The sequence below is a fragment of the Microcystis sp. LE19-8.1F genome (assembly GCF_027531715.1).
In the GTDB taxonomy this organism is placed as follows: Bacteria; Cyanobacteriota; Cyanobacteriia; order Cyanobacteriales; family Microcystaceae; genus Microcystis; species Microcystis wesenbergii_A.
Map to the genome: position 1 here is coordinate 1 of NZ_JAPZSO010000245.1, position 14,250 is coordinate 14,250.

At 38.6% G+C, this 14,250-nt stretch carries 13 protein-coding genes; 3 read left to right on the top strand and 10 right to left on the bottom strand.

The genetic code is table 11. From position 1 onward, the window contains the following. Nucleotides 1-111: 111 nt before the first annotated feature. Nucleotides 112-303: an RpnC/YadD family protein gene (locus O9334_RS22225; RefSeq protein ID WP_288002601.1), complete on the bottom strand. Its 192-nt coding sequence runs from the start codon at nucleotides 301-303 to the stop codon at nucleotides 112-114. A gap of 181 nt (nucleotides 304-484) precedes the next feature. Next, nucleotides 485-1,396, bottom strand: a complete 912-nt coding sequence (locus tag O9334_RS22230; RefSeq protein ID WP_288002604.1) for an Rpn family recombination-promoting nuclease/putative transposase — start codon at nucleotides 1,394-1,396, stop codon at nucleotides 485-487. 260 nt (nucleotides 1,397-1,656) lie between these two features. On the opposite strand from O9334_RS22230, the gene O9334_RS22235 reads away from it, so the two are divergent. The 3 genes from O9334_RS22235 to O9334_RS22245 all read left to right on the top strand — a co-directional run bounded on the left by O9334_RS22235 (nucleotide 1,657) and on the right by O9334_RS22245 (nucleotide 5,855). Continuing rightward, nucleotides 1,657-3,177, top strand: a complete 1,521-nt coding sequence (locus O9334_RS22235; RefSeq protein WP_190380754.1) for a methyltransferase regulatory domain-containing protein — start codon at nucleotides 1,657-1,659, stop codon at nucleotides 3,175-3,177. Between the two features lie 215 nt (nucleotides 3,178-3,392). After that, nucleotides 3,393-4,625, top strand: coding sequence for a hypothetical protein (locus tag O9334_RS22240; RefSeq protein WP_190380755.1), 1,233 nt, complete (start codon nucleotides 3,393-3,395; stop codon nucleotides 4,623-4,625). 45 nt (nucleotides 4,626-4,670) lie between these two features. Beyond that, nucleotides 4,671-5,855, top strand: a complete 1,185-nt coding sequence (locus O9334_RS22245; protein ID WP_190380756.1) for an FkbM family methyltransferase — start codon at nucleotides 4,671-4,673, stop codon at nucleotides 5,853-5,855. A 125-nt stretch (nucleotides 5,856-5,980) separates the two neighbouring features. On the opposite strand, the gene O9334_RS22250 is transcribed toward O9334_RS22245, so the two are convergent. The 8 genes from O9334_RS22250 to O9334_RS22285 form a co-directional block, all read right to left on the bottom strand. Continuing rightward, nucleotides 5,981-7,606: a glycosyltransferase family 4 protein gene (locus tag O9334_RS22250; protein ID WP_190380757.1), complete on the bottom strand. Its 1,626-nt coding sequence runs from the start codon at nucleotides 7,604-7,606 to the stop codon at nucleotides 5,981-5,983. A gap of 468 nt (nucleotides 7,607-8,074) precedes the next feature. Continuing rightward, complete coding sequence (locus O9334_RS22255; RefSeq protein ID WP_190380758.1) at nucleotides 8,075-9,193, bottom strand: peptidylprolyl isomerase; 1,119 nt, start codon at nucleotides 9,191-9,193, stop codon at nucleotides 8,075-8,077. 442 nt (nucleotides 9,194-9,635) lie between these two features. Then, nucleotides 9,636-10,934, bottom strand: coding sequence for a glycosyltransferase family 4 protein (locus O9334_RS22260; RefSeq protein ID WP_238567765.1), 1,299 nt, complete (start codon nucleotides 10,932-10,934; stop codon nucleotides 9,636-9,638). Continuing rightward, a complete protein-coding gene (locus O9334_RS22265) occupies nucleotides 10,931-11,812 on the bottom strand; it encodes a glycosyltransferase family 2 protein (RefSeq protein WP_288002610.1) in 882 nt (293 codons plus the stop codon). The genes O9334_RS22260 and O9334_RS22265 overlap by 4 nt, the downstream gene beginning before the upstream one ends. A 190-nt stretch (nucleotides 11,813-12,002) precedes the next feature. Then, nucleotides 12,003-12,140 carry a ribonuclease HepT family protein gene (locus O9334_RS22270; protein WP_238567764.1) on the bottom strand — a complete coding sequence of 46 codons (138 nt, stop codon included), beginning with the start codon at nucleotides 12,138-12,140 and terminating at the stop codon, nucleotides 12,003-12,005. Between the two features lie 301 nt (nucleotides 12,141-12,441). After that, nucleotides 12,442-13,383: a DUF4351 domain-containing protein gene (locus O9334_RS22275; protein ID WP_288002613.1), complete on the bottom strand. Its 942-nt coding sequence runs from the start codon at nucleotides 13,381-13,383 to the stop codon at nucleotides 12,442-12,444. 57 nt (nucleotides 13,384-13,440) lie between these two features. Continuing rightward, the gene (locus tag O9334_RS22280; protein ID WP_045358047.1) at nucleotides 13,441-13,848 is read right to left on the bottom strand and encodes a type II toxin-antitoxin system VapC family toxin; all 408 of its coding nucleotides are present in this window, start codon (nucleotides 13,846-13,848) and stop codon (nucleotides 13,441-13,443) included. Then, nucleotides 13,845-14,111 (bottom strand): DUF2281 domain-containing protein, encoded by a 267-nt coding sequence (locus O9334_RS22285; RefSeq protein ID WP_190380527.1) that lies wholly within the window; start codon nucleotides 14,109-14,111, stop codon nucleotides 13,845-13,847. Before O9334_RS22285 ends, O9334_RS22280 begins: the two co-directional genes overlap by 4 nt. Nucleotides 14,112-14,250 lie beyond the last annotated feature (139 nt).

Below are 14,250 nucleotides of genomic sequence, written 5' to 3' on the forward strand. Positions count from 1 at the left end.
TAAGCTGCCCGCGCATTTAAATTGCTTGTTGAGACGAGGCAAGAGGCACTCTTGCAAGAGGCAACAGTAAAGGGATTGGGGGAGATTCGGCTAATCTTAAGAATAAGCGCTTTAAATGCGTCTTAGCTTAGCTTGCAGTGGTGGGTCTAACTCACCGAAGCGGACTCGGAGCAGGTTTTCCACCACCAGACGTTCCCCCTCTTGCAGACCCCGTTCTAGACCCCGTTCTAGACCTTGTTCTTCTCCTTCGGCCAGTGCCTCTTGATAGACTCTCGTTTGTTTTAAATCACTTAGTTCAAACATAGCTTCAATTTCCTCGCGACTTTTCTGGGGGAAGTAGTAGGGTTAATTCATCAATCAACTCTCATAGTAGGGCTAATTCATCAATCAACTCTCATAGTAGGGTTAATTCATGAATTAACCCTACCCTTGATAAGGGGGGTGCCGATCCCCCCTTCCCCCCTTGATAAGGGGGGTGATAGCTTCAATTTCCTCGCGACTTTTCTGGGGGAAATCGCTTTAAGAGTTCCTGCTTGGAACACTGTAGGAGTAAAGGAGTAAATTCTTCCGGAGACAGTTGTAAAATCCGGCTGATAATAGCTTGCAGTGGTGGGTCTAACTCACCAAAACGGACTCGGAGCAGGTTTTCCACCACCAGACGTTCCCCCTCTTGCAGACCCCGTTCTAGACCCCGTTCTAGACCCCGTTCTAGACCCCGTTCTAGACCCCGTTCTTCTCCTTCGGCCAGTGCTTCTTGATAGACTCTCGTCTGTTTTAAATCACTTAGTCCAAACATAGCTTCAATTTCCTCGCGACTTTTCTGGGGGAATTTGTAAATGATGATACTTTCGATTAGGTCAATTAACTGCCGTTGACTGGACTGGTCGGTGATTTCTTCTCTGGTGCGCTCGATTAGGGTTTGAGCAGTCCTCACCGCTGCCGTTTCCGACTCTACTACTAATTTAATCACACCGATTCCTAAGGAGGGATGGGACACCTGGGGCAATTCATCGAGATAAATGCGTCTAACACTCGATAAATTGAGGATTTCGCCAAAATGTAGCGATTGTTCCCGTTCCACCCCACGATGGGGATAAATGACGACAATTTGCCAGGGGTGAGGTGGTCGATATTGTTTTAAAAATAGGAACAATTCCGCAAAAAGTCGATAGTAGAGGGTGTCGTCTGGTTGGAACTGCACTTCCACTAGGTAGAGGGGTTGCTGACTATCTTCTCTGAGTGGTATAAATAAGCCATCGAGACGGAAAGAGAGTTGTTTCACCTCTTGGGAGGTGAATTGATAGTTTGCTGCTCCCGGTTGGGGTTGTCCGATTAAGTCAAAGAAACTGTCCGGAAAACGCAGGAAGATTTGGTAAAAGAGACTGTCAGTTTTCACGAGAAATCTCGCTTCTAGGGTTTATTGGCAATTGCCGAATCATTTGGCTAAACGGTTAATACTCTAGTATTAATAGGCGTCGTAAGCAGCTAGACACAATTGATTATACATATCTAACTACCTCTTGCCTCTTGCCTCTTGCCTCTTGCCTTTTGCCTCACCTCAACAAGCAATTTAAAGGCGCGGGCAGCTTATCTGGCTCTTTTCCTGTATAATCAAGTCTTAATTTTATGACTTGTCATTATATTTGAGGAAAATCTATGAGTTGGACAGAAGGATATGTATTGGAAGTTAACTACACTAGCGGCTTTTACGGCGAGTTAAGTCCCCTAAAATTAGGTTTAGCGACTCTGATTAAATCGATTCAACCCCCCGATTCTAGCCAAGAATTTACCTATTGTGAATTGGCCTGTGGTCAGGGTTTTACCACGAATATTTTAGCTGCTACCTATCCCCACGCCCAATTTTATGCCAATGATTTTAATCCTAGCCATATCGCCACAGCTAGAGATTTAGCGGCCAAGGCGGGAATGAAGAATATTCTTTTCTTTGATGATAGTTTTGAGGAATTTTTAGAGAGAGATTTACCTCAATTTGACTTCATCAGCTTGCACGGAATTTATAGCTGGATTAGTGCCAAAAATCGCCAAGCAATAGTTAATTTTATGCGCCGCAATCTCAAGGTGGGGGGATTAGTTTATATCTCCTATAATGCCCTTCCGGGGTGGTCGGCGGCGATGCCGATGCAGGCTTTGATGTTGCGTCATGGTCAACACAGTTCCGAGTCAATTTTAACCCGCATTGAACAGGCACTTAATTTTACAGGAGAATTATTAGAAGCTAATGCTAGTTATTTTGTCCAAAACCCAATTTTAAAAAATCGTTACGAGCGCCTGAAGGAACAAAATCGTTATTATTTAGCTCACGAGTATTTCAATCAGGAATGGAATTCTTTTTACTTCGATGAAGTAGCGAAAGAATTAGAGGATGCGAAACTTAAATATGTGGGTTCTGCCCATATTAATGACCATATTGATGCGGTCAATCTCTCCCCAGCAGCTCAAGAGAAATTAGCCAAAATCAGCGACCCAATCTATCGGGAAGTGGTGCGAGATTTCTTTGTTAATAGCCAATTCCGTCGTGATATTTTTATTCGAGGCTCTTTAGGTTTAACTCCCCAAGAACAGCTTAAACAACTACAAGAAACCCGGTTTGCCCTGATTGTTAATCCCGCAAATATCAAGTTCGAGCAGCAGTTTCCCCTGGGAGAAGTCAAGTTACAGGAGGCAGTTTATCAGCCAATTTGTCAGGTTTTGGCGGAATCTCCCCAAACTTTACTTCAACTACAAAATCACCCCAAAACCTCAAATATTAACTTAAATGGTCTTTACCAAGCTCTCATGATTTTAACTGGTATTGGCTATATTCATCCTGCTGTGGATGAGCAAACTTGCCAAGAACGGAAACCATCTACTAATGCTTTTAATAATGCAGTGAAAACCAAAGCAATCTATAATGAGGAATTAAGCTTTTTAGCTTCTCCTTTGATTGGGACTGGAGTAGTGGTCAATCGTTTAGAACAATTATTCCTCTTGGCTAAATCCTCTAACCAAAATGCAGTACAATTTGTTTGGCAAATTTTGGCAAGTCAAGGCAAAAAAGTGGTTAAAGATGGGAAAACTTTGGAAACAGAGGAGGAGAATATCACTCATCTGAAAACAGTGTACGAGGAGTTTAGTCAAGAACGTTTACTAACATTGCAAAAACTAGGTATTGAGTAAATACTAAGTAAGTAATCTCATTGCAACCAGCTACTTAGTTGATGATAGGTGGTGCGTTACGACGGATTTTTACTTTCAAGTCAAAGCAGTAATTTTGGCTGTTACGTTTTACTACTTAGTGGTGCGTTACGACGGATTGTTACTTTCAAGTCAAAGCAGTAATTTTTGCCGTCTAACGCACCCTACGTTTTACTAGAAACTGGATATTTTTAGCCATGACAGTCATTAACTTACAATTTTTCGAGAAAAAAGTTTTCTCCCAAAATGGAGAAGATGGTGTGATTGAGCAGATTTTCGCTCTCATTGGTTTTACCAATCGCTTTTATGTAGAAATTGGGGTAGAAGATGGCAGAGAATGTAATACGCGTTATCTGCGAGAAATTTATGACTGTCATGGTATCCAGTTAGATAGGGATTATAGTAACCCAGAACTTCATCTCTATCAAGAGTTAATTACTGCCGAAAATATCAATCAAATTTTTATCAAGTATCAGGTTCCCCACGAGTTCGATTTGCTTTCTATTGATGTGGACGGTAATGATTTTTATCTCTGGTTTAGTTTAGAAAAAATCTATCAACCGCGAGTGGTAGTAGTGGAATACAATTCTTCCCACTCACCCAAAGAAGATAAGGTTGTCCCCTACTCTACTCAGCGTTGTTGGGATGGAACAAATTATTTTGGAGCTAGTATTTTAGCTTGGAAAAATTTAGCAGATAAGAAAGGTTATTCCCTTATTTATGCCGATAGTCAAGGGATTAATTTATTTATGGTTAGAAATGATGTTTTAAGCGAAAAAAATCTCAATTTTTTAAACACAAATATCCCAGAGTTAATTTATGTGCCTCCTAATTATTATGGCTGCTTACCCTATAGAAATTTGGGAAAAGGTCATCCTCCCGATCCTTTGCAAAGAGAATATTTAAGTTCGCAAGAAATTTTACTAACAGGCAAATTTGCCGATATAATAGAGGGAAGTTATCAAATAGTTGCCCAGTTGAATGAGCGGGTAAGTTTTGCCGGTTATTTAGCTAATTTCCTTCATCCTCAATTATTCCGACAAGGGTTTTACTTACCCGAAGAAAATTTTACTTGGTTAAAAGGTGATTATGCTTTTTTTACTATCCAGCTTGACTGTCCTGTTCCCCTACTTATAGAATGGCAAATAGTGACAGTTTTTCTCTCGTCAGAAAACCCTACACTTAAGGTGGAGGTATGGGTAAATGAAAAATTAGTGGATATTTGGAACTTTGAATATAATCGTTTCCAAAATAATCTTCGTAAGTTTATTTACTGCTCTAAAAATATACTCAATGAAAACTCATCTCTAATAACTATTGAACTAAAAATAGAGGGTTCCACATCACCTAAAAATTTAGGACTAAGCGATGATGATAGAAACTTAAGCTTGGCTATTTCTCAGATAAATTTTCTTTCTAGTGATTATTAACTTAATCACCAAAAGTCTTTCACTCATAAAAATTGATGACTAATTATGTTTATTCAACCAGAAACTTTTATCGAATTTTGTTATGAAACTTTTTTGCAGAGAGCTGCGGATATAGAAGGGAAAAGATATTATCTGGAACAGATCAAATTAGGACGGTCTTTTCAGGAAGTTATCCAGTCTTTTTTACAGTCTTCTGAATTTCAGCAGAATCAACAAAATAGCCAAAATAATAATGAGCAGCAACGAAAATTTATTACTAACTTATACAAGTATTTACTAAAAAGAAATCCCGATAACTCAGAATTAGAATATTGGCTGAATACCTCCCATACTTTACCAGAAATATTACATATTTTCGGAGAATCAGCAGAGTATAAACAGGTCAATAATTTTAGTCTCAAAAAGCCGCCCAAATCCCTGTATGGAATTATGATCAAAAGTGATGAAATTGACGGTTATTTACTCTATCCCACTTTTGATAAAGTCCAACTTCAGGAAGCTTTAGAGGGAAAACCATTTCAGCTAAATGATTTTTTAGCCTGTATGACATTTCTGGAAAATCATAGTCTATTCCACCCCGATAAGTCTTGTTTTCTTGATTTGGGTGCTAATATTGGCTCCACATCCATTTATGCTTTAAAAGGTAATTACTTCCAATCCGCTATCTCTATCGAAGCTTCGGGTTTAAATTATCAATTTCTAACTTTTAATACTCAGATTAACCAGTTAACTGAGCGATTACAAGCACTGAACTACGGATTAGCTAATTTTACCGGTACAGGAGAATTAGTTTGTAACCCTGATAATTGTGGCGACTTCCGTATTCAACCAGTCAATGTCACAGATAATTTATTTAATGAAGACAACTATAGGCGAGAATTAGCCGAGTTTATTACTCTAGATGAGTTAAAGAATCGAGGAATCTTAAATCCTCGAAAAATTGGTTTTGTTTGGATAGATTGTCAGGGTAGTGAAGGACTAATATTTCAAGGAGGACAAGAATTTTTTCGAGAAATATCTGTTCCTTTATATGTGGAATTTTGGCCCTACGGAATTAATCGACTAGCTGGAAAGAAAAGTTATTTAAGCTTTATCGAAACTTTTGCCTCTAGAGTAGGGAGATTGCGAGGGGGAAAATTTGTTGAAACAAGTTTAGATTTTCTCGATACATTTTATCAAGATAATTTAAACACTGGGGAATATATTGATATTTTAGTTATTCCCAATTAAGCTTACTATAGCGTTTCCTAAGCTAGTGAGGTACACCTATTTTTCTTCCCTTTTGCCTTCTGCCTCTTGCCTTTTGCCTAAAACCCATCACTTTTGTACCTCAGCAGACTGAAAAACGCTATAAACTAATAGTTATTTTTTATAAAGTAAGCAAGTTTAGATTTTTTGATGACAATCTTAAGCAGTCTTTTAATAGCTGACTTAGCTGTAGATAAACTTTTAATTTTCTCTTGCTGGCTTTCAATATTTTCTAATAATTGCGTATTCTGATTCTTGAACTTTTCCAGAGAATATTCCATTTCTTTAAGACTCCTAGATGTAATTAGCTGCTGGAGAGATTGATTTTGTTTTTCTTCTTGTAATTTTCTTAATTCTACCCAAACCTGACCCGAAGGATTTTCTTTAACTTCGGTAATAGTTCTGAGGATAATTTGAGAAATTTTTTCGGAATTTTGCCGCCAGGAAAATTGTTGATATCTCTCTAATCCTTTGTCTATTAGTTGCTGACGAATTTCAGGAATTTGTATTTTTTTGATAGCTTGTATCATCTCATCAATACTGGTGCTGTCAATGTATAAAACTGCATCACCTCCTACCTCTGGAATCGCCGAGTTAAAGCAAGTAATCACGGGACAACCACAGGCCATTGCTTCAATAATTGGCAGTCCAAATCCTTCATAAAGAGAAGGATAAACTAAGGCAATTGCACCCGAATAAGCGGTTTTTAAATCCTGATCATCTAATTTTAAGACATAGGTGGTAATATTTGTGGCTAATTTCGATAATTCTGGCTCTAACTCTAAATCACCACCGACACAAACCACAGCTAAATTATTATTTTTAGGCAAATTATTCCAAGCTTCAAAGAATAATTTGACATTTTTATAACCCTTGAGACTAATCCGGGAACCAACGATGAGAAAATAGGGTTTTAAAATCTGGTATTTTTGCTTAAAACCATCAATTTCTTGAGCTATACTTCGAGAAAATTCTTGGCTGACTCCATTATAAACAACATCAATTTTATCCTGGGTAATGTGGGGATAAAACTCAACTAAATCTCGAGCAGTATTAGCTGATATAGTAATATACCTAGAAGCGTACAAAATTGCATAGCGCTTTTCCTGCCATTCTGGTTGATTTAAATCCGCTTCTAGGACTTCAGGTATCATATCATGAACCATTAGAGCCGAAGGAGTGCTTAGGGGAGTGGTATAGTAAGTAGAAATAAAGAGAGCTGCCTGAAGCCGATCGCAGATTGCTTGAATTTTTCTAGTATCCTCTCCGCTATGATTATAATCGTAGGCTTCTAATAACCAATATTTTAAGTTTTTTAGTCTCGGTGCGGTTTTATTTCTATCTAAAATAATAATATGTTGACCAAATTCTGAGTTACTCCATTCTTGTAGAATTGAATACCAAACTCTCGCTATTCCTCCTTGGTTAATTTGAAAAATAACGCCATCAATCACAACAATAGGTTTTCTCTGCTCGGACATAGATTGAATTACTTGTAAGTTTTCTCGCTCATCTTCAGTTAAGGGTACACCTAGATCATGATTAACTTCTAAATCACTAATTTCCCCACGCTGTACTTGATAGTTTTTACACACTTGATTTTGTTCTCGTAAAGATTGATTATTCTTTTGCTGTTCTAATTTATCAGTTCTTTTATCAATAATATAGAGATATTTTTGTTGAAACTCTTGAACAAGTTCTTGCTCTTTTTCTGAAGAAGCACTATCGATCACAGTAATTTATAATTCTCCCTTTTGATAGAAAATTTGTATTAATAAATCCTCTAGTATCCCCGAATAAGCTCGGCTGAATTATCAGCAAAAACAGGGGCGAGAACTTTGATTTTATTAACGAATACGCTAGGTTTTACAATAGAATTTACCTGGCTATTTTTAGGAAGTTAAAAACCTTTTTCTGCAAATTTAGACTTTCAGGCAGCCCCATGGGGTGGGAATAAACTAATTTTTGATCGTGACTGCTAACTCTGGCATAACCGATAGTGGATGATTTACCTTCCTCTGGACTGAAAAGGTCATTAACACAGTAACATTTACTAGCTGCCTTTCCTTCACTAGCGGGGAATATTTGCCCCGATAATTGCCACTTTCTGGGGTATCGGGGGAAGTACCCAGAATCTGAGCTGCTTCCCCTATCTTGACTAATCTTTTGGCCTTGACAAAACCCAGTTAAAAACCCCCACCCTAGCTAGGTTGGACGAGATTATTTAAGCCATAAACCACTTTAACGGTGATAATCTTATCCTTATCGGTAAGTTCTTCTAACACCTCTTTTCCCTGGACTAAATAGCCAAAAACCGAATAACGACCATCCATGAGATTAAACCCCGGAGGAGTTAATTCATTATCGAATTTAAAGAAAAAGAATTGCGAGGAACCCCCATTAGGATTAGTATCCGGACGCGCCAGGGCCACTGCACCAAAAGCGTTAAAAGGCAAGGCGAGACTGGGTAAGTAAATCCCTAATTCTTCGAGAGTATTGCCATAAACTGGTTCTTCTTCCCCTTTAATCAAAATTTCTAAGGGAATAGAGCGATATTGCTTAGTTTTCGGGTCAAGAAAGCCCTCTTCTGCACCGACGGGATCCCCAGTTTGCACAACGAAATTATCTTCGCTGCGAATGAAGGGTAAACCGTCATAAAAACCCCGTTGGACTAAATCCACAAAGTTACCCCCATTAACCGGGGCGCTGTAACCATCGACAACGATAGTTAAATCTCCTTTGGTTGTCTGCATCTCTACGGTGGCGCGTCCTCGCAATTGCGGCAAGTTAGCGTATTCTGGGGGAACGTTAAAGGGAAAACCCACCACCATTAATTCTTCTAAAGCGGTGATATTATTGAGCAAGTCCCGTCTGGTTGACCAAACTGCCTCTTTATCCTTCGCTTCTACGGCCGTATCCAGGGCTGTCACTCCCGTTTTGAGTTTTTCGATTAATTCCTCCCCTTGGCTTTTACTTGCTTCGGGAACACTATCTAAGATGGCGTTGCTTTTGGTAGAAAGGGCATAATTGGCATCCTTGACATCTTTTTTAATCGGACTCCAACGTTTGGCCCGCAGATGTTTGGCAATATCTTCGATCGATTGTTGCACTTGACGAATTGGTTTATTATCTATGGGTAAGGCATTGCGTAGAATAGCAGTGGGATCCGTTACCGCATCACCCTGAGCAAGCACAGCTAAAGCAGGGGCAGTCCCCTTAACCGTGAACAGACTTAAGATTAAAAATAGTGCTAGGGCGATACTAGCACCGCTTTTTAAGAAAAATTTGCCCCATTCCCGTAATCTTGTCGTTATTTTCATATTTTGGTCGGTTCCTCAATGGCCATACCTATCCAAAATACTTGTAGGCTTTTAGGGGAACCCTTGTCAATAGCTGAGAAAACCGAGTCGGGGGAAGATAAATGTGGTAACTGATGCTAGAGATACTGACCTGAAGATTTTCTCTCAGCCAAATAAGGCTATTTTCTGGGCATTACTGCCAATTACCCGCAAAAAGTGGCTAAAGGGTTGGCAACGGAATTAGTTTTTGGTTGTCCATAAAATTCCCTCTTCCCCCCAAAGATATAAGCTCGATTAATTCCGTATTCTACAGCATTTTCAGGAAGCCATGACTGAGTTTTTGCCAGCAGGGTTTGTTTTTCTGGTTCTTATTGAATATCTCTTTCTTTGAGGATTTTATCGAGTTTTGGGGTAGGAAAAGCGCTGATGGGCTATTTTACCATTTAGTTTATACAGGAACATCCTAACGGCAATTAGCGGCAATTTGATAAACTTTCACGGTTTCTTCGGCACATTTTGCCCAACTAAATTGTTGAGCGCGTTCTCGTCCTTTTTCTGAGAGAGTTTTTCTGAGTTGGCTATCTTGAATTATAGTTAAAATTGCTTGACATAATGCGTCTTCATCGGTGGGATTAATCATAATTCCCGCATCTCCCACCACTTCGGGGAAGGAACTGGTATTAGAAGTAATCACCGGGGTTCCACACTGCATTGCTTCTAGGGGAGGTAATCCAAATCCTTCGTAAAGAGAGGGATAAATAAAAGCAGTGGCACCGCTATAAATAGCACTTAAGTCTTCATCAGGAATGTAACCAGTGAAGATAATTCTATTTTTTAAAATCGGGTTTTCTTGGGCAGTTTTTAAAATATCGTTGTTTTTCCAGCCACTAACACCCACTAAAACTAGATTTAAGTCTATCCTGGGGTTATCGAGGATAATTTTCGTAAAACAACGAATTAGAAAGCTGAGGTTTTTTCTGGGTTCTAAGGTGCAAAGACTGAGAAGATAAGGAGCATTATTAATCTGATATTTTTTAAGTGTATTATCGATAATATCTAGATTTTCAACGGGGAAAAAGTGAGTATCCGCAGCTAAGGGAGTAACAAAAACTCGCTCAGGATTCATTCCTGTATGGTTACAAAAATCATTTTTAGTATGTTGGGAAATACAGGTAATCCAATCTTGATTAGTATCAATACTTTGGAGCATTTTATCATATTTTTGACAAATACTGGTGGTAAAGCTTTTTGAGTCCAAAACTGGAATTAAATCATATATGGTTAAGATTCTAGAAATTCTATTGATTTCATCTTTTGATGGTAGGGCATAAAATAGAGAATGATAAATATTTGCTTGGGAATTAAAGTGAAAATCTATGTCAAATTTTCCTAAAAGCTTAAAAGGAATTTGTAAAGCTAGAGCGGGTTTATAGATTACAGGTAAATATTGACTAGAGAGTTTAATAAATTGTTTTTGACTTTTAACTGCTACCTTATAGAGGTTCAATAAATTTAATTTACTCTGGTGACAGCTTTGATATTGTTTCCTAATTCTTGCCGCTTCATTGCTGATAAATAATTCGGTACTAACACTATCCCAGATGTTATTTAAGCTATTGTATGCAACTAAATCAATTTCTATATCCTTTCTATCTAACAGTTGTTTCAACAGTGAATCAACTACCCGATAAACACCTGTTTTTGCCTTTGCATTGATATATCCTTGTCCTAATACTGTGATATCGTAAGCAATTTTTATCATTGTTTTATTTGTTTCAAAGATTGACGAAAAGATGGCGGGGTAATTGTCACAAAAATAAAAAACAACCAAAATCTAACAATTTTTTTATATACATATAACAGAATTCCTTGAAATCCAAACAATTCTCGATAGTAATTTAACTCTGCCTTCCAATAAGAAGAAGATTTTATTTGAAAATAATCTTGCCAGTATGTCAAAAGCGGTTTGTCGGGATTTAACCAAGATATTCTAGGATGGTCATTTTTACATAAGGCTATAGATTTTTGAAAAACCATCAACTTATACCCCATTTTTTTAGCTACATTGGTATAAATAACATCTCCATAGTATTGTGGGAATAAAAAAGAATTTGGGTAGCCAATTGTGTCAATTACTTGTTTGTAAATACAGATTAAATTTCCAGCTAGTCCATCACATTCTAACAAAATTTTTTGCTTGTCATAAATATTAATAACTTCGTATTTTTTTATTGCAATACCTCCATAACTTGGTTCAAGAGTATCAGGGTCAAAACACTGACCACCAGCGATAATTTTAGGATTAGATTGGCATAAATTTACCAGTTGACTAATCGCTTCTTTTTGGGGATAACAATCATCATTTAACCAAATAAAATATTCTGCACCTTGCTGATAAGCGTACTCCATACCCATTTTAATTGCGCCAGTCCACCATAAATTCCCGTCACCTTGTAGGATGATGACATCGGGGTACTGGGATTGAATTGCGGAGGATGTGCCATCGGAGGAACCGTCATCCACGACAATTACATGGTATTGATCCAAATCACCGTTATTCTCTAGGGTTTCTAGACATTTTAGGGTGATGGCTTTGCGGTTGTGAACGGGTATGATGATATAGACTGGTTCTTTCGTCATAAGCTTGCGGTTGCCGATAGTATCTAGTGGACTGTTTCAACTAAAATAGGGCAATAGATTTCGGCTTAAAGTCTTAGATTATAGAATTTATAGCATTTTTCTAATACACCAAATTAGCTGAAACAATCCACTAGATTAAATATACCCAGAGAGCCAGGGAAATATCACCTTTGAGGGAAAATCTTTTTAATTAACTATCATCAAGAGTTTCTATCATTTCTTGAACCGCCGTTTTAAGGGGAGGTAAATCATGCTCGATTACCCCCCAAACTCGCCAGCAAAAGGCGAGTTTGCCGCTAACGGTTTCGTGGGGGCCGGTAGGTTCCAAATCGATTATTTCTCCCTCAGCAAGTTCGTAGCGGGGATTATTCCAGTAAGTACCTAAGCAAAATTAATTACACATCCAAACCGTCAGCAGTTACTCCGTCAGCTTTTTGCTGTGATCAGTAAACAGTGAACTAAAAACTCAAATCTGATCCCGTCTCCCGTCTCCTGTCTCCTGTCTCCTGTCTCCTGTCTCCTGTCTCGACTGGGAAATTAATTTTGCACGACTACTTATTGACCGAGAAAATCTTCTAGGGTTAGAGTCTGGAAAAGGCTAGGAGAAAGCATAGTTTTAGGGAATATTTTTATCTTTGTTCATTTAACCAACTTAGCAATTCCTCACTGCTGGCCAAGTCTAAAATTCTATCTCCTAAGGTTTCTAATTGCGGGATAGATAGAGATTTAATTTTTTCAGTCATAGCTAAATCTAAACTGCCAAAACGTCGGGTTAAAAGTCGGATAATCAGTTCTGCTTCTCCCTCTTGTCGTCCCTCTTGTCGTCCCTCTTGTCGTCCCTCTTGTCGTCCCTCTTGTCGTCCCTCTTGTCGTCCTAATTGAATACCTTTCTGTTCTCCTAGCTGCAATCCTTCTCTGAGGATTTCTTGATACCAGGGCGATTCTCTTAATACGGTCATATCCCACCTCATAATTTCTTGAACTATTGGTATTTCTAAGACAAATGATGCAAAAAAGGAAAGTAAGGGTTCTAAGTCCTGTAGGCTTTCATTTGCCCTTAATTCTCGCAGGGCTGTGCGAACTACGGTTTCTTCTCCCCCTCCTTTTAGTATAGGAACGAAAGGCAAAAGTGTCGATATTTTTTCTCGAAATACTATTTCTGCCGATACTTCCCAAAGGTTAATTACTCGATATTCTTGATAGGCACGGATTCCCATAAATTCTGAGCTATAACGGCTGGGAATCCTTGAGTTAGTTTGACGGGGTAAAATGTTAACTAAGACGGGATAAACGGGCAAATTGTAGCGTTCTGTGGCTAATCCTGCGTAAGCTCGGATTCTTTGGGGCATTTGCTTTGTGTAACGCAACTGGATTTCGTTAAGGAGCAGAAATTCTCCCTCTTGGGGGCTATAAATTTTCAGGAGAACATCGTTGGCACGACTCACCCATTGAAATTCTGAGCTAAGAAATTCCTGCACTTGTACGTCGGGCTGTTGGGTTAACCATCTTGCCCAATTATCAGGGGCTAAACTGATTAGTCTTTTACTACCTATATCGGCTTTTTTGGTCATAGATTACGGTTATTTTTGGGTATTTGTCATAAAAAGTCAATGACAATAAACTAGATTTCAAAGAAGGATATTAAAACCCTCTTGACTAAAGGGTTTATCGTGGGTAAGAACTTCGCTTATATCTCGATTTTTCATGGCCATCATTGAGATACAATCGACCATGCTATAACCTTTATCTAGTCTTTGTTCGTCTAGGTTTAATCCCGATAAAAACAGCGATGAATTTATTTGCAGCACCTCTATATCGGGATCATCAAGAATATCATGGGTAATTCCTGCTACAGTTTGACGCATGAAAGAACCAAAGGAAGAAAAATAGTTGAGAAATTCAATTAAAACTGCTTCTGTGGTGATTAAGCGGCGATTGGATACAGTTTTTTGTAACTCAATTGCTCTTTCGTGCCATTGATCCCTTAAGTTAGCTAAGGCTACCCAGTACAAAGTATCGACAAAAATTAATTTCACTTTTTGGGCGCTCCGTATAGATAATGATCGAGGTTTTCTGAGGAATCAGTGGGGAGTTGCTCGATAACTTCGGGGGGTAGTTGAGCGACTCGTTCGGCAATTTTGTCCCAAATAGTCTTTTTAGGTTGTTTTTTGTACTGGAGAAATTCGACAAAGTTGAGGACTTCCTGCTGCTGGGAGGGGGAAAGTTGGCCGATTTTTTCGATGAGAATATCGCTGAGAGGATTTTCTGCTTGGGTTTGGGGGGAGGTGGTAGCAACCATCTAAGTACAGGACAAAAAGCTTGAAAAGTAGGCGGGAGTGGGGTTTTATGAGAAATAGCACTAATCTCGAAACCCCTATGAACCAGTATAATGCGTTGAAACAAGCTCTCAAACCTCATTTGCGATGGCACGGAGCAAG

Excerpts from the sequence above, each read along its gene's own strand:
- O9334_RS22255 (WP_190380758.1), bottom strand. The coding sequence starts at position 9,193 with ATGAAAATAACGACAAGATTACGGGAATGGGGCAAATTTTTCTTAAAA.
- O9334_RS22260 (WP_238567765.1), bottom strand. The coding sequence starts at position 10,934 with ATGATAAAAATTGCTTACGATATCACAGTATTAGGACAAGGATATATC.
- O9334_RS22235 (WP_190380754.1), top strand. The coding sequence starts at position 1,657 with ATGAGTTGGACAGAAGGATATGTATTGGAAGTTAACTACACTAGCGGC.
- O9334_RS22265 (WP_288002610.1), bottom strand. The coding sequence starts at position 11,812 with ATGACGAAAGAACCAGTCTATATCATCATACCCGTTCACAACCGCAAA.
- O9334_RS22240 (WP_190380755.1), top strand. The coding sequence starts at position 3,393 with ATGACAGTCATTAACTTACAATTTTTCGAGAAAAAAGTTTTCTCCCAA.
- O9334_RS22245 (WP_190380756.1), top strand. The coding sequence starts at position 4,671 with ATGTTTATTCAACCAGAAACTTTTATCGAATTTTGTTATGAAACTTTT.
- O9334_RS22225 (WP_288002601.1), bottom strand. The coding sequence starts at position 303 with ATGTTTGAACTAAGTGATTTAAAACAAACGAGAGTCTATCAAGAGGCA.
- O9334_RS22285 (WP_190380527.1), bottom strand. The coding sequence starts at position 14,111 with ATGGTTGCTACCACCTCCCCCCAAACCCAAGCAGAAAATCCTCTCAGC.
- O9334_RS22275 (WP_288002613.1), bottom strand. The coding sequence starts at position 13,383 with ATGACCAAAAAAGCCGATATAGGTAGTAAAAGACTAATCAGTTTAGCC.